Source organism: Kitasatospora sp. MMS16-BH015 (assembly GCF_002943525.1).
In the GTDB taxonomy this organism is placed as follows: Bacteria; Actinomycetota; Actinomycetes; order Streptomycetales; family Streptomycetaceae; genus Kitasatospora.
On record NZ_CP025394.1, the window covers coordinates 3,982,947 to 3,999,439 of the forward strand.

The window sequence follows — 16,493 nt, forward strand, 5'->3', positions numbered from 1 at the left end:
TCCCTCGAAAGGACGACGTCACCATGACCGCCCGACACCTGATCTCCCTCGACGACCTCACCGACGCCGACCTGCGCTCCATCCTCGAGCGCGGGGTCTCGTACTCCGCCGGCCTGCTGCGCCACGAGCGCCCGCTCGCGGACACGGTCGTCGGCGTCTACTTCCGCAAGACCTCCACCCGCACCCGGACGGCGTTCTCCGCCGGCAGCCTGCGGCTCGGCGGCCAGATCGTCTCCTACGGGCCCGACGACCTGCAGCTCAACACCGGCGAGACCACCCAGGACACCGGCGAGGTCTTCTCCCGGATGCTCGACGTGCTGGTCGCCCGCACGGCCGGCGACCCGGCCGAACTGCGCGGCTGGGCCGACCAGGAGCGGATGTCGGTGGTCAACGCGATGAGCGCGGACGAGCACCCGACCCAGGCGCTCACCGACCTCACCACGCTGCTGCGCCACTTCGGCCGGATCGAGGGCCTGCGGGTCCAGTACGTCGGCGAGGGCAACAACACGGCGGCCGCACTGGCCCTCGCGCTGGCCCGCTTCCCCGGCACCCACCTGGAGCTGCGCACCCCGCCCGGCTACGGCCTCACCGAGGACGTGCTGCGCCGGGTGGCCCGCTCCGCGGCCCTCAGCGGCGCGAGCCTGACGGAGTACCACCACATGGACCGGCAGGAGGGCGGCTTCGACGCCGTCTACACCTCCCGCTGGCAGACCACCGGGACGAGCAAGCCGGACGCCGACTGGCGTGCCGTCTTCGCCCCCTTCCAGGTCACCGGGGAGCTGCTCGCGCAGAGCCCGGCGGCGATCTTCATGCACGACCTGCCCGCCCACCGGGGGGACGAGGTGACGGCGGCCGTCCTGGACGGTCCGCGCAGCATCGCCTTCGACCAGGCGGCCAACAAGATGTACAGCGCGATGGCGGTACTGGAGTGGTGCCGCCACGGAATCACCGCGGGTACCGCGGCCCCACTGACCGAGGCGAGCCGATGACCCTGCTGGAAGAGCCCCCCGTCACCACCGTCGAGCCGCCGGTCGCCACCGAGCCGCCGCCGCTGCGCAAGAACCGCGACTTCCGCCTGCTCTGGCTGGGCGCCGGCCTCTCGCTCTTCGGCGGCCGGGTCAGCGCCGTGGCGTACCCGCTGCTGGTGGTCTGGAACGGCCACTCGATCATGCAGGCCGGTCTGGTGGCCTTCGCCGCCCAGCTGCCCAACCTGACGGTCCAACTGCCCGCCGGGGTGCTGGTCGACCGCTTCGACCGGCGGCGGCTGATGATCGCCTGCGACCTGGCCGCCTTCCTGGCGATGGCCGGCGTGGTGGCCTCGCTGGTGTCCGGCCTGTTCTGGCTGCCGCTGCTGATGGCCGCCGCCTTCGTGGAGAACACCGCGACGATCTTCTACCGGCTCGCCGAGCGGGCCGCCGTGCGCAACGTGGTCCACCCGGACCACCTGTCGGCGGCGTTCTCGCAGAACGAGTCGCGCGGCCAGGCCGCCGGGATGCTCGGCAACCCGACCTCCACCGCCCTGTTCGCGGTGCTGCCCTGGCTGCCGTTCCTGGTCTCGGCCCTGGGCCGGGTGCTGGCCTTCCTCGGGCTGGTGGCGATCCGGACGGAGTTCCAGCAGCCCCGCAAGGCCGCGCCGCGCAACCTGCGGGCCGAGGTCGCCGAGGGCGCGCGCTGGCTCTGGGGCCAGCGGTTCATGCGGGCCGCGGTGGCGCTGGTCGCCGGCACGAACGTGCTGTTCCAGATCATGGGCCTGGCCCTGGTGGTGATCGTCAAGCAGCACGGCGGCTCGCCCGCCACGCTCGGCGTGGTCGGCGTGGTCTCGGGCCTCGGCGGGGTGGCCGGCGCGATGTCCGGCTCCTGGTGGATGAAGCGGTTCAGCCCCTCGAAGATCGTGATCGCCGCGTTCGCGCTCTGGACCCTGCTGATGCCCTCCGTGGCGCTGACCGGCAACGTCTTCGTGCTGGCGGCGCTGTACGCCGGGATGAGCGCGGTCGGCGCGGCGATGAACGTCACGGCCGGGGTCTACCAGTCCCAGGTCTGCCCGGACGAACTCCAGGGCCGGGCGGCCAGCTTCGCCGTCCTCGCCTCCTCGGGCGCGAACTCGCTCGGTGCGCTGAGCGCCGGTCTGTTCCTCAGCGTCTTCGGCCCCGCCCACACCGCCCTGGGCGTCGGCGCGGTGATGGCGGCGATCCTCGTCCTCGCGGTGGCCAGCCCGGCCGTGCGCAGCGCGAACAAGATCATCGCCTAGGCACGCGACAGGGGCGCGGGGAACTGCGCGAAATCGGCAGGGCACAGGTCGTCGCCTTCCGAGCTCGCGCAGTTCCCCGCGCCCCTGTCGTGGCTGACCCAGTCCGTATACGCACGGCAGGCTGGGAACCGGAAGAAATATAGGGCTCACCAGCAGAGTGACCAGGGCATGGCCACTACTGGAGAGAGCTGACACATGAGCGCGGACCTGAACTGGCTGCCGGCCGAGATCCACCCCTCGGACATCGGCGCCGAGGCCAGCCCGTACGGACTGATCGACCACCTGCAGCGCCTGGAGGACCTCGAGGGCCTGCTGGTCGCGAACAAGGCCCTGGTCTTCCGGGGCTTCGGCGTCACCCCCGGTGAGCTGGACAAGGTCTTCGACCTGCTGCTGCCCAACCGGCTCGCGTACGTGCACGGCAACTCGCCGCGCACCAAGGTCGGCAAGAACGTCTACACCTCGACCGAGTACCCGCCGGAGTACACCATCTCGATGCACAACGAGATGTCCTACGCCCACCAGTGGCCGGCCCGGCTGGCGTTCTACTGCGAGATCGCGGCCGAGACCGGCGGCGCCACCCCGGTGGTGGACGGCGTCCGCTGGCTGGAGGCGCTCGACCCCGAGATCCGCGAGTCCTTCAAGGACGGGGTCCGCTACAGCCAGAACCTGCACAGCGGCTACGGCCTGGGCAAGAGCTGGCAGCAGACCTTCGAGACCGAGGACCGCGACGAGGTCGAGGAGTTCCTGAAGACCTCGCAGGCCACCTGGGAGTGGAAGTCCGACGGCGCGCTGCGCGTGCACCAGGTCCGCCCCGCCACCACCCTGCACCCGACCACCGGCACCGAGGTCTGGTTCAACCAGGCCGACCAGTGGCACCCGGCCGGCCTCGGCGACGAGACCGCCGCCACCCTGGCCCGCATCCTCCCCGCCGACGAGCTGCCGCAGTCCGTGACGCTGGCCGACGGCACCCCCATCCCGGCCGAGCACGTCGAGCAGATCCGCGACCGCGGCCTCGACTCCGCCGTGGACGTCGACTGGCGGACCGGCGACCTGCTGCTGATCGACAACGTCCTGGTCGGCCACGGCCGCCGCCCGTTCACCGGCAGCCGCCGGGTGCTCGTCGCGATGTCGGACCGCGTCCAGGACGGGGCCTCGGCATGACCACCGTGCAGGCCCCCGAGCAGCTGCTGCCCTACCTGGTCGAGGCCGACGGCACCGCCTCCGTCACCGAGGTGATCGCCGCCCGCCGCGCGGAGCTGCGCGCCGAGCTCGGCACCCGCGGCGCGGTGCTGCTGCGCGGCTTCGAGGTGGGCGGGGTGGACGGCTTCGACCAGGCCGTCCGCGCGCTCTCCGGCGAACCGCTGAAGTACTCGGAGCGCTCCTCCCCGCGCAGCTCGATCGCCGGCAACGTCTACACCTCCACCGACTACCCGCCGGACGAGGAGATCTTCCTCCACAACGAGAATTCCTACCAGGCGAGTTGGCCGCGCCACCTGTACTTCTACTGCGTCACCCCGCCCGAGACGCTGGGCGCCACCCCGCTGGCCGACATCCGCCGGATCCACGCGGCGATCGACCCCGCGGTGCGCGAGGAGTTCGCCCGCCGCAAGTGGATGGCCGTGCGCAACTTCCACCCGCAGTTCGGCGTGCCGTGGCGCTCCGTCTTCAACACCGAGGACCGGCCCACCGTCGAGGCGTACTGCGCCGAGCGAGGCATCGCCGTCGAGTGGCGCGGCGAGGACGGCCTGCGCACCCGCACCGTCCGCGACGCGATCCACCGCCACCCGGAGACCGGCGAGGACGTCTGGTTCAACCACATCACGCTGTTCCACCACAGCACGCTCGCCGAGGAGGTCCAGGAGGGCCTGCTGGAGCTGTTCGGCGAGGACGACCTGCCGAGCAACACCTACTACGGCGACGGCGGCCGGATCCCCGACGAGGTGATGGACCACCTGCGGGCCTGCTACCGCGCCGAGACCACCCGGTTCGACTACCGGCAGGACGACATCCTGGTGATCGACAACATGCTGGTCGCCCACGGCCGCGAGCCGTTCACCGGCCCCCGGAAGATCGCCGTCGCGATGACCGACCTCCACGACCCGTCCACGAAGTAGAGGGCCCGATCCCGTGCTGTCGCAGAAGACCTCGCCCTGGCTGCGCACCTTCGTGCCGCGTCCCGCACCCGCCGTCCGGCTGATCTGCTTCCCGCACGCGGGGGGCGCCGCCAGTTCCTTCCGGGCGCTGGCCGGGCTGCTGCCCGAGACCGTCGAGCTGACGGCCGTTCAGTACCCCGGCCGGCAGGACAGGTTCCACCACCCGTTCGTCACCGACATGACCGAGCTGGTGGACGGGATCACCGAGGCGGTGGTGCCCCGGCTCGACCGCCCGACGGCCTTCTTCGGGCACAGCATGGGGGCCACCGTGGCCTTCGAGGTGGCGCGCCGGCTGCGGCCGCGCTTCCCCTCCCCGCTGCTCGGCCTCTTCGCCTCCGCCCGCAAGGCACCGGACGCCTGCCGCCCGACCGGCATCCCGTTCGCGGAGGACGACGAGGCCGTGCGCGGCTTCATCCACGAGCTCGGCGGCGCGGGCGTCGAGCAGTTGGAAGACCCGGAGCTGTGGCGGCTGACCCTGCCCATGCTGCGCAACGACTTCCTGCTCGCGGAGCACTACCGGTACGCCCCCGGCCCGCCGCTCACCTGCCCGATCACCGCCGTGGCGGGCGAGCAGGACGCCCGGTTCACCCCCGCCGACGCCCAGCGCTGGGCGAGCCACACCATCGGGGCGTTCGAAGCCCACTCCCTGCCCGGCGGCCACTTCTACACCGAGGAGCGGCCGCAGGAGCTGGCCGCCCTGCTGGCGGACGCCCTGGAGCGGCTGGCCGGCCCGCTCGTGCCCTCGCGCCCCCTCACCCGAACGGTTGGCTGACATGCCTGACGCACGCACCGTGCGCCTCCCCCTGACCGCGGCCCAGGCCGGCGTCTGGGCCGCGCACCAACTGGACCCGACCGGACGCCGGTTCGCCATCGGCGAGTACCTGGAGATCGCCGAGGAGGTGGACCGCGAGCTGCTCGACATCGCCTGGCGCACCGTCACCGCCGAGAGCGAGGCGCTGCGGACCCGCTCGGTGGTCCAGGACGAGGACGGCAGCCTCCGCCAGCTGATCGACCCCGAGCACGGCGCCCCGCTCACCCACCTCGACCTCTCCGCCGAGGAGCAGCCCGAGCAGACCGCGCTCGCCCTGCTGCGGGCCGAGCTGGCCCGCCCGGTGGACCTGGTGGCCGGGCCGCTCTCGGCCGCCGGGCTGATCAGGATCGGCGAGGGCCGGTACTGGTTCCACCACCGCTACCACCACATCGTCACCGACGGCTACGGCTACTCCCTGGTGCTCAAGCGGCTGGCCGCCGTCTACACCGCGCTCACCAAGGGCGAGCTGCCCGCTCCCTCGCCGTTCAGCCCGCTCGGCGTGCTGCTCGACCAGGACGCCGAGTACCGCGCCTCGGAGCAGTTCGCCGCCGACCGCGCCTACTGGACGGGCCGGTTCGCCGACCGTCCGATGCCCGCCCGGCTGGCCCGCCGCGCCGTCCGGCTGCCCGCTCCCGCCGAGGGACACCCGCAGCGGCTGCGCGCCACCGGCGGCCTGGACGCCGCGACGATGCGCGGGCTGCGCACCACCGCCCGTGCCGCACAGACCAGTTGGCTGACCGTCGCGGTCGCCGTCACCGCCGCCTACCTGCGCCTGATGACCGGGCGCGACGACGTGGTGCTCGCCCTGCCGGTGACGGCCCGCGCCACCACCGAGGCCCGCCGCACCCCCGCGATGGTGACCAACACCGTCTCGCTCCGCCTCGAGGTGCCGCTCTCGGCCAGCCTGACCGAGCTGATCCCGGCCGTGGACCGGGAGATCCGCGCGGCGCTCGCCCACCAGCGCTACCGCCACGAGGACCTCTGCGCCGATCTCGGGCTCGCCGGCCACGACTTCGGCTTCCTCGGCGCCATGGTCAACGTGCTCAGCCACGACACCACCGTGGTCTTCGGCCACCGGCGCACCATCGTGCGCAACCTCTCCTCCGGCCCGGCCCTGGACGTCACCGTCGGCCTGTACGACCGGGCCGAGGGCGACGGCGCCTGGCTCGCCGTCGACGCCGACCCCGCGTACTTCACCGCGGAGGAGCCGGCCGGCCACCTCGACCGCTTCGGCCGCCTGCTGGCCGACGCGCTGGCCCGCCCCGAGGCCCCGATCGGACTGCTCGACCTGCTGGGCGAGACCGAGCGCCGCGAGCTGCTCGAGGAGTGGAACGACACCGGCTTCGCCGAGCGCGGGCTCTGCCTGCCCGCGCTCTTCGAGGAGCAGGCCGCCGCCACCCCCGAGGCCGTCGCCCTCGCCACCCCCGACCGCAAACTGACGTACCGTCAACTCGACGCGGCGGCAAACCGGTTGGCGCACGAGCTGATCGCCGCCGGGGTCGGCCCCGAGCAGTTCGTCGCCCTCGCGCTGCCGCGCTCCCCGGAGTCGCTGACGGCCACCCTGGCGGTGCTCAAGGCCGGGGCCGGCTACCTGCCGGTCGACACCTCGTACCCGGTCGAGCGGATCGAGCGGATGCTCACCGACGCCGCCCCGGCCGTGGTGATCACCGACCTGGCGACGGCCGGCGGGTTGAGCGGGCGCCTGCTGGTCGTCGACGAGCCGGCGCAGGCCGCCCGGATCGCCGCCCGCCCCGCCACCGCGCCCACCGACGCGGACCGGACGGCCCCGCTCACCCTCGCCCACCCGGCCTACCTGATCTTCACCTCGGGCTCCACCGGCGTGCCCAAGGGCGTCGTGATGCCGCACCGCGGCGTCGCGAACCTGGCCGCCGACCACCACCCCCGGCTCGCGCTCGGCCCCGGCAAGCGCCTGCTGCAGCTGCTCTCCCCCAGCTTCGACGCGGCCGTCCAGGACATCTGGCCGGCCCTGCTCTCCGGCGCCACCCTGGTGCTCGCCCCGCAGGGCGGCCTGCTCGGCGAGGAGCTCGGCGCCTTCCTCGCCGAGCAGCGGATCACCCATGTCGCCATGCCCCCGGTCGTGTTGGCGACCATCCCGCCCACCCAGCTGCCGCAGCTGGAGTCGCTGATCACCGGCGGCGACGCGCTGGAGACCCACCTCGTCCAGCGCTGGCACGCCGGCCGCGCGCTGCGCAACCACTACGGCCCCACCGAGGCCAGCTGCACCGTCTCGGTGAGCGGCCCGCTGGCCGGCGAGGGCATCCCGCACATCGGCGGCCCGATCGGCAACACCCGGCTGTACGTGCTCGACGAGCACCTCTCCCCCGTCCCGGACGGCGTGGCCGGCGAGCTCTACGTGGCGGGCGCCGGGCTGGCCCGCGGCTACCTCAACCGGCCCGGACAGAGCGCCGACCGCTTCCTGCCCTGCCCGTACGGGCCGCCCGGGGAGCGGATGTACCGCACCGGCGACCTGGTGCGCCGCACCGCCGAACGCCGGCTGGAGTTCATCGGCCGCGCCGACGGCCAGGTCAAGATCCGCGGCTACCGGATCGAGCTCGGCGAGATCGAGGCCGTGCTCGGCCGCGCCGACTCCGTCGCCGACGTGATCGCCGTCGCCCAGGGCGAGAGCGCCGACGACCGCCGTCTGGTCGGGTACGTGGTGCCCCGGCCCGGCGCGGTCGCCGACCCCGCCGCACTGCGGGCCCTGGTCGGCCGGTCGCTGCCCGACTTCATGGTGCCCGCCGCGATCCTCGTGCTGGACGCCTTCCCGCTCACCCCGAACGGCAAGATCGACCGCAAGGCGCTGCCCGCCCCCGACTTCGCCGCCGGCAGCTCCACCGCCAAGGCGCCCCGCACCGAGACCGAGCGGCTGCTCTGCGAGCTCGCCGCCGAGGTGCTCGCCGTCCCCGCCATGGGCGTGGACGAGTCCTTCTTCAACCGCGGCGGCGACTCCATCCGCGCCATCCAACTCGTCGCCCTCGCACGGAAGTCCGGCCTGGAGATCACCGCCGGCGACGTGCTCAAGCTCCGGACGCCCGAGGAGATCGCCCGGGTCGCCCGCGCGGTCGACCCCGGCGCCGCGGCCGAGCCAGCCGGGGCCGGCACCGGGCCCGTCCCGCTCATTCCGATCACCGGCTGGCTCGCCGAACTCGTCGGCTCCGCCGACCGGATCGCCGGATTCAACCAGTCGATGCTGCTGCGCGCCCCCGCCGAGGCCGACCCCGCCCGGCTGGCCGCCGCCCTGCAGCGGATCACCGACCACCACGACGCGCTGCGGCTGCGGCTCACCGTCGCACCGGACGGCGGCTGGAGCACCGAGATCCGCCCGGTCGGCGCGGTGGACGCGGCCGAGGGCCTGCGCCGGGTCGACACGGCCGGCCTGGCCGGGCCCGAGCTGTCGGCCCGGATGCGGCAGGCCGCCGAGCAGGCCCGCGCCGAGCTCGACCCGACCGCCGGGCGGGTGCTGCGGGCCGTCTGGTTCGACGCCGGCCCCGGGCAGGCCGGACGGCTGCTGCTGGTCGTCCACCACCTGGCCGTCGACGGCGTCTCCTGGCGCATTCTGCTGCCGGACCTCCAGGAGGCCTGGCAGGGCGCCGAGCTAGCCCCCGTCCGTACCTCGCTGCGCGGCTGGGCCACGGCCCTCGCCCCCGCCGCCGAGCAGCGGTCGGCCGAACTCGGCCACTGGCTCGACACCCTGGCCACCCCCGACCCGGGGCTCGGCGAGCGCCCGCTCGACCGCAGCAGCGACACCGCCGCGCGCGGCCGGGAGCTGCGCCTGACCCTGGCCCCCGCCGAGGCCGGGCCGCTGCTCACCGACCTCCCCGCCGCCTTCCGGGCCGGCGCCGACCACGTGCTGCTCACCGGCTTCGCCCTGGCGCTGCGCGAGTGGCGCCGCCGCCACGGCCGGCCGGCCGGCTCCGCCGTCCTGCTCGACCTGGAGGCACACGGCCGCCAGGAGCTCGCCCCCGGCCAGGACCTCTCCCGCACGGTCGGCTGGTTCACCAGCCTGTACCCCGTCAGCGTCGACCCGGGCCCGCTCGACTACCGGCAGGCGCTGGCCGGCGGCCCCGAGCTCGGCCGGGCGCTCAAGCTGGTCAAGGAGCGGCTGCGCACCCAGCCCGGCGACGGCCTCGGCTACGGCCTGCTGCGCCGGCTCGACCCGGCGGCCGGTGCCGAGCTGGCCCGCCACGCCGCGCCGAAGGTCTCCTTCAACTACCTGGGCCGGTTCGCCGCCGACGGCGGTTCGGGCGACTGGAGCGTCGACCCGGTGCCGCCGCTGGTGGGCGGCGCCGACCCGGCCATGCCCTTCGCCCACGAGCTGGAGGTCAACGCGATCGCCTGGGACGGCACCGAGGGCACCACCCTGGAGGTGGCGCTCTCCTGGCCGGACGGTCTGCTGGCCGAGGCCGAGGTCGCCGAGCTCGCCGAGCTGTGGCGCGGCGCCCTCGGCGCGCTGGCCCGGGCGACCGGCGGCGGCCTGACCCCCTCCGACCTGCCGATGGTCGAGCTCACCCAGCCTCAGCTGGAGCAGCTGGAGCAGTGGTACCCGGAGCTGACCGACGTACTGCCGCTCACCTCGCTTCAGGAGGGCTTCCTCTTCCACACCCTGATCGACGGCCAGGACACCGACGCCTACGTCACCCAGCTCAGCCTGGAGCTGACCGGCCCGCTGGAGGCGGCCGCCCTGCGGACCGCCGCCGAACGGCTGCTGGAGCGCCACCCCGCGCTGCGGGCCGGCTTCCGCTACGACGGGCTCGCCGCGCCCGTCCAGGTGATCGCCTCCGGGCAGCAGCTGCCTTGGGCCGAAGTCGACCTGACCGACCTCGCCGGCCTCGACGCCGGGCGGCAGGAGGCCGAGGCGGCCCGGCTGGCGGCCGAGGAGCGCTCCCGGCCGTTCGACCTGACCCGGCCGCCGCTGCTCAGGCTGCTGCTGCTGCGCCTCGCCCCCGACCGGCACCGGCTGCTGATCAGCAACCACCACATCCTCTGGGACGGCTGGTCGACCCCGGTCCTGGTGGCCGAGCTCTGCTCCCTGCTCGCCCGGCCGCACGCCGCACTGCCCGCGGCCCCGCCGTTCGCCGGCTACCTGGAGTGGCTGGCCGGCCAGGACGCGGAGGGCGCCCGCACCGCCTGGGGCCGGGCGCTCGCGGGGGCGCAGCCGACCCACCTGGTGCCGGAGGCCGCCCACGGCGAGCCGGTGCTGCACCGGCAGGTCCGCACCGAGCTGTCGCCCGAGCTGACCGCCCGGCTGACGGAGCTGCTGCAGAGCAGCGGAGTCACCGTCAACACCCTGATCCAGGCGGCCTGGGGGATCTTCCTGGCCCGCACCAGCGGCCAGGAGGACGTGCTCTTCGGCACCTCCGTCTCCGGCCGCACGGCCGAGGTGCCCGAGCTCGACCGGATGGTCGGGATGCTCACCAACACCCTGCCCGTCCGGGTCGAGCTGCGCCCCGAGGAGTCGGTGCTCGAGCTGCTCGCCCGGCTCCAGGAGGAGCAGCTCGCGCTGATCCCGCACCACCACCTCGGCCTGTCCGAGATCCAGCGGGCGGCGGGCGGCGGGCCGCTCTTCGACACCACCATGGTCTGCCTCAACTACCCGCTGGACCCGGCCGCGTTCGACGCCGCGCTGAGCGGCTCGGGGCTCGCCCTGACGAGCCTGGACGCCGCCGACGGGACGCACTACCCGCTGCGGCTGGCCGCCATCCCGGGGCCGGCGCTGCGGATCTGGCTGGGCTACCGGCCCGACCTCTACTCGGCCGAGGAGGCCGAGCAGCTGTCCGACCGGATCCACCGACTGCTGGAGACGGTGGCCGACGCCCCGCACACCGCAGTCGGGGAGCTCGACATCCTCACCGCCGAGGAACGGGCCCAGCTGCTCGTGGACTTCGGCGGCTACGACTGGGGCGGCTATGGCGGCTGACCGCACGCGCCCCGACACAGACCGGACCGACGACCTTCTGAAGGAGGCACCCATGACCATCGACATCACCGGCCACGCGACATTCGCCGCGGCCTTCACCGCCCAGGTCGCGGCCCAGCCGGACCGCCTTGCCGTCGCCGTCACCACCGGCTCGGCCGACCCGGCGCCGCAGCTGCTCAGCTTCGCCGAGCTCGACCGCCGGGCCCGGGTCCGCGCCCGGGAGCTCTCCGCCCGGCTCTCGCCGGGGGCCCGGGTGATCCTGGCGCTGCCGACCTCGGTCGAGTTCGTCGAGACGTACACCGCCTGCCTGCTGGCCGGCCTGGTGGCCGTGCCCGTCCCCGTGCCGGGCCGTTCCTCGCACGCCAGCGGGCGGGTCGGCTCGATCATCCAGGACTGCTCGGCCGAGCTCGTGCTCACCCTGGCCGAGGAGGTGGAGACCCTGGCCGGCTGGCTGTACGGGCAGGGCCTGGGCGAGGTGGCCTTCGAGGCCGTCGCCCCGGTGCCCGCCGACGCGGACGCCTCCGACTGGACGGCCCCCGTGCCGGCGGCCACCACGATCGGCGTGCTGCAGTACAGCTCCGGCTCGACCGGTACGCCCAAGGGCGTGATGCTCAGCCAGGGCAACATCGTCGCCAACGTCCAGGCGCTCGCCGACTGCTGCGAGCTGGGCCCGGAGGACCGCTTCGGCGGCTGGATCCCGATGCACCACGACATGGGCCTGTTCACCCAGCTGAGCGCCGGCCTGCTGCTGGGCCTGGGCTGCGTGCTGATGCCCCCGGGCGAGTTCGTCAAGCGGCCGATCGAGTGGCTGCGGGTGCTCGACGCCTACGACGTCACCGTCTCGGCCGGCCCGGACTTCGCCTTCGACCTGAGCACCCGCCTGGTCACCGAGGAGCAGCTGAAGACCGTCGACCTGTCCAAGCTGCGGTCCGTGCTGAACGGCTCCGAGCCGATCCACGCGCCCACCCTGGCCGCCTTCTCCGCGCGGTTCGCCGCCGCCGGGCTGCGGCCCGAGGCGGTCGCCCCCGGCTACGGGCTGGCCGAGGCCACGGTCTTCGTCTCCTGCAAGGCCCCGGCCCCGCAGCCGACCGTGCTGACCGTCGACCCGGCCGCCGCCGAGCGCGGCGAGCTGCTGGTCGCCGCGCAGGGCCGGCAGATCGTCGGCTGCGGCGTGCCGACCGGCCTGGAGGCCCGGATCGCCGACCCGGAGACCGGGCGGGAGCTGCCCGCCGGCCGGATCGGCGAGCTGTGGCTGCGCGGCCCGAGCGTGGGCCACGGCTACTGGAACCGGCCCGAGCAGAGCGACGCGGTCTTCAACGCGGTGCTCGACCCCGCCGAGGGCGAGCCGACCAGCGGCTGGCTGCGCACCGGTGACCTCTGCTGCCTGATCGGCGGCGAGCTGTTCATCACCGGCCGGCTCAAGGAGATGATGGTCGTCCGCGGCCGCAACCTCTTCCCGCAGGACCTGGAGCAGGAGGCCCGCGCGGCCAGCCCGGCGCTCACCGGCTTCTTCGGCGCGGCCTTCGCCGTCCCCGCGCCGGACGAGCGGGTGGTCCTGGTCCACGAGGTGGCCCCGGCCACCCCGCGCGAGGAGCTGCCGAAGGTCGCGGGGGCCGTGCGGCAGCGGCTCAGCGCGGTGCTCGGCGCACCGGCGCGCAACGTGGTGCTGGTCCGCCGCGGCTCGATCCGCCGGACCACCAGCGGCAAGATCCAGCGCACCGCCATGCGGGACCTCTTCCTGGCCGGCGAGCTGACCTCCGTCCACTGCGAGCTGGAGCCGGCCGTGGAGCGGCTGCTCGCCGAGGCCCGCCCGGCCGAGGCCGTCCTGGTCGGCGGTGCCGCGTGAGCACCACCCGGCTGCGCCCCTCGCAGGCGCTGGACCGCTGGCTGGACGAGGCGGAGGCCGGCCCCGGGCTCGGCACCGCCGCGCTGGACCGCGCGGAGGAGTTCCCGGCGAGGATCGTCGAGCGGCTCGACGCCTTCGAGCTGCCCGCGTACTACGTGCCGGCCCAGTGGGGCGGCGAGTTGGACGACCACGAGGAGCTGTTCCGGCTCTGGCGCGCGGCCGCCCGCCGCGACGTGAGCGCGGTCGTGGCGCACGGCAAGACCTACCTGGGCGCCGTCTCGGTCTGGCTGACCGGCTCCCCGGAGCAGTGCGAGCAGACCGCGGCAGCGATCCTGGACGGCGAGCGGATCAGCTGGGCGCTCTCCGAGCCGGAGCACGGCGCCGATCTGCTGGCCGGCAGCGTCACCGCCCGTCGCACAGCGGCGGGTTACACCCTGGACGGCACCAAGTGGCCGATCAACAACGCCACTCGGGGCAGCCGGCTCACCGTGCTGGCCCGCACCGGCGAGCAGGGCGGCAGCCGCGGCCAGAGCCTCTTCCTGGTGGACAAGTCCGAGCTGGGCGAGGGGAGTTACCAGCTGCTGCCGAAGGCCCGGACGCACGGGGTGCGCGGGGTGGACATCAGCGGGATCGCCTTCGAGGGCGCCGAGCTGCCCGAGCGGGCGCTGCTCGGCGCGGAGGGCGGCGGCGCCGAGACGGTGCTGCGCGCCCTGCAGCTGACCCGGACAATGTGCTCGGCCCTGTCGGCCGGCGCCGGCGAGCACGCACTGCGGATCGTCGTCGGCTTCGCCGCGGAGCGGATCATCCAGGAGCAGCCGCTCATCACCCGCCCCAACGTCCGTGCCGTACTGGCCCGTTCGGCCGCCCTGCTGGCGGCCGTGGAGGCCGCGGCGGTGCACGGCAGCCGCTCGATCCACGCCCTGACCGGTGAGATGAGCGTGGTCTCCGCCGTGGTCAAGGCGCTCGCGCCGAGCCTGGTGGACGGCGTGATCACCGACCTGGCGGAGGTGCTCGGCTCGCGGGCCTTCCTGGCCGAGGAGTACGCCGAGGGCGCGTTCCAGAAGATCCAGCGCGACCACCAGGTGGTCGCCATCTTCGACGGCTCCACCGTGGTCAACCGCAACTCCCTGATCAACCAGTTCCCGCGGCTGGTCCGGGGGTTCGCCGCCGGCACGGCCGACGCCGAGGGGCTGGCCCGCGCCGCCGCGCTCGACGCCGCCCCGGGCCCGCTGGACTTCGACCGGCTCACCCTGCTCTCCCGGACGGGCTGCAGCACCGTGCAGGCCCTGCCCGCCACCGTCGAGGCGCTGGCCGGTCTCGGCGCGAGCGATGAACTCCAGCGCCAGGCCAAGGCCTTGGTCGCCACCGGCGACGAGCTGCACCGTCGGATGGCCGACGTCCGCCCGAGCCCGCGGCCCTCGATGGCCTCCTTCGAGCTCGCCGCGGCGTACGAGACGCTGTACGCGGCCGCCGCCTGCCTCCAGCTCTGGACGGCCAACGCCGCCACGGCCGCCGGCCCGCTCTGGGAGGACGCGCTCTGGCTGCGCGTCACCCTGCGCGAGCTGCACCTGCGCCTGCTGAAGCAGCTCGGCGAGGCCCGCCCGCCCGTCACCGAGGAGGACACCCGGCTCACCGACCAGCTGGTCGACCGGATCGCCCAGGCCGTCGCCGACGGCACCCCGCTCACCCCGCTCGGCCAGCCGACCGGACAGCCGACGGAGACGCCCGATGCTGCTTGAGACCCCCGTACCCGTGATCGAAGGGACCGGGAACCGCGCCGACCTGCTCGACACCCTGCTCGGCGACCCCTGGGACGAGGCCAACCCGGTCGGCTACCCCGAGATCCTCGCCTCCGACGAGCGGCAGGAGATGTTCCCGGCCGGTGAGCGCTACCTCGACACCTTCGGCCTGAACGCCGAGTTCGTCCCGGTGGAGCACGGCGGCCGGTTCACCCAGGTCGACCGGCTGGCCGAGATCCTGCGGACGGTCTGGCGGCGCGACCCCTGCCTCGGCCTCGGCTACGGCTTCAGCTCCTTCATCGCCTCCGTCAACCTGTGGAGCGCGGGCACCGCCGAGCAGCAGCGGGCCGCGGCCGAGCTGCTGCTCTCCGGCCGCAAGATCGCCTCGGTCTACCACGAGCTCGCCCACGGCAACGACTTCTCCCGCGCCGAGTTCGCCGGCAGCCGCGGCCCGGACGGGGGCTGGCTGCTCAACGGCACCAAGGACGTGGTCACCAACTTCCAGCGCTCCGCCGCCCTGGTGGTGTTCACCCGGACCGACCCGGCCCGCGGCAGCCGCAGCCACAGCCAGTTCTTCGTCCGCAAGGACGGCCTGCCCGAGGGCGCGCTGGAGTACCTGCCGCGGTTCCCGAGCTCCGGCATGCGCGGGGTGCAGCTGGGCGGCGGCGAGTTCACCGACTGCCCGACCCCGGCGAGCAGCCTGCTGGGCGCCGAGGGCCAGGGCATCGAGACGGCCCTGCGCTCCTTCCAGCTCACCCGCTCCATCCTGCCCTCGATGTGCGCGGGCATCCTGGACAGCGGCATCCGGACGGCGCTGAGCTGCGCGCTGGACCGGCGGCTCTACGGCGACACCGTCGCCGCGCTGCCCTACGTGCGTTCGGTGATCGCCCGGGCCTTCGCCGACCTGCTGGCCGTGGACGCGCTCTCCACCGTGGTGCTGCGGGCGCTGCACCTGCTGCCCTCGGAGACCGCGGTCTTCGCCTCCGCCACCAAGTACCTGGGCTCGCGGATGCTGATCGACGCGATGGACGAGCTGCGCACCGTGCTCGGCGCCCAGGGCTTCCTGCGCGAGGGCCGGTACGCGATCTTCCAGAAGCTGCACCGCGACCTGGCCCCGGCCGGGTTCGGCCACGCCTCCCGGGCCGCCTGCCAGGTGACCATCCTGCCGCAGCTGCCCCGGCTGGCCCGCCGCTCCTGGTTCACCGACGCCTCGGCCCCGGCCGCGCTGTTCCGGATCGGCACCGCGCTCGACCCGCTGGACTTCACCGCGCTGGCGGCCGGCTCGCCGCGCAGCGACGGCCTGAGCGCGGCCCTGGTGGAGATCAGCGAGCAGTGCCCGCCGGACACCCTGGTGGGCCGCCTCGCCGCCCGGTTCCGCGCCGAGCTGGCCGCGCTGCGCGAGGAGTGCGGCCGGCTCGCCCCGCGCGACATCACCATCGGCGCCTCGCCGCAGGCCTACGCCCTGGCCGGCCGGTACACCGTGGTGCTCGCGGCGGCCGCCTGCCTCGGCGTCTGGTGGCACGGCCGCGACACCGCCCGGCCGCCGCTGGACGAGACCTCGCTGGCCGCCGCACTGGACCGCCTGGTCGGACGCCTCGACGGGCCGTCCGTCCTGACCACCGCCGAGCGCGAGGCGGTGGAGGAGGAGATGTTCCGCTCCGCCGTCCGGCGCCTGGACGACCGCCGGCTCTTCGACCTGACCGCACGACGCATTCCCGGCTGACCCAGGGCCTGTCCGGCCGGACAGGCCCCAGCCCC

The 16,493-nt window shown here is 74.5% G+C and carries 9 protein-coding genes; all 9 read left to right on the forward strand.

What is annotated here, in order from left to right; genetic code table 11:
- Positions 1–23 precede the first annotated feature (23 nt).
- The 9 genes from CFP65_RS17215 (at position 24) to CFP65_RS17255 (ending at position 16,458) form a co-directional block, all read left to right on the forward strand.
- On the forward strand, positions 24–989 hold the full coding sequence (locus tag CFP65_RS17215; RefSeq protein ID WP_104816935.1) for an ornithine carbamoyltransferase: 966 nt from the start codon (positions 24–26) through the stop codon (positions 987–989).
- Complete coding sequence (locus CFP65_RS17220) at positions 986–2,248, forward strand: MFS transporter (RefSeq protein WP_104816936.1); 1,263 nt, start codon at positions 986–988, stop codon at positions 2,246–2,248. The genes CFP65_RS17215 and CFP65_RS17220 overlap by 4 nt, the downstream gene beginning before the upstream one ends.
- A 195-nt stretch (positions 2,249–2,443) precedes the next feature.
- A complete protein-coding gene (locus tag CFP65_RS17225) occupies positions 2,444–3,409 on the forward strand; it encodes a TauD/TfdA family dioxygenase (protein ID WP_104816937.1) in 966 nt (321 codons plus the stop codon).
- Complete coding sequence (locus CFP65_RS17230; protein ID WP_104816938.1) at positions 3,406–4,362, forward strand: TauD/TfdA family dioxygenase; 957 nt, start codon at positions 3,406–3,408, stop codon at positions 4,360–4,362. Before CFP65_RS17225 ends, CFP65_RS17230 begins: the two co-directional genes overlap by 4 nt.
- A gap of 13 nt (positions 4,363–4,375) precedes the next feature.
- Entirely contained in the window at positions 4,376–5,173 is a 798-nt protein-coding gene (locus CFP65_RS17235; RefSeq protein WP_104816939.1) for a thioesterase II family protein, read from the forward strand.
- Between the two features lies 1 nt (position 5,174).
- Positions 5,175–11,150, forward strand: coding sequence for a non-ribosomal peptide synthetase (locus tag CFP65_RS17240; RefSeq protein WP_104816940.1), 5,976 nt, complete (start codon positions 5,175–5,177; stop codon positions 11,148–11,150).
- A gap of 52 nt (positions 11,151–11,202) precedes the next feature.
- Entirely contained in the window at positions 11,203–12,996 is a 1,794-nt protein-coding gene (locus CFP65_RS17245; protein ID WP_158702216.1) for a fatty acyl-AMP ligase, read from the forward strand.
- Entirely contained in the window at positions 12,993–14,735 is a 1,743-nt protein-coding gene (locus CFP65_RS17250; protein WP_104816942.1) for an acyl-CoA dehydrogenase family protein, read from the forward strand. The genes CFP65_RS17245 and CFP65_RS17250 overlap by 4 nt, the downstream gene beginning before the upstream one ends.
- Positions 14,725–16,458 (forward strand): acyl-CoA dehydrogenase, encoded by a 1,734-nt coding sequence (locus CFP65_RS17255; RefSeq protein ID WP_104816943.1) that lies wholly within the window; start codon positions 14,725–14,727, stop codon positions 16,456–16,458. Before CFP65_RS17250 ends, CFP65_RS17255 begins: the two co-directional genes overlap by 11 nt.
- Positions 16,459–16,493: the final 35 nt, after the last annotated feature.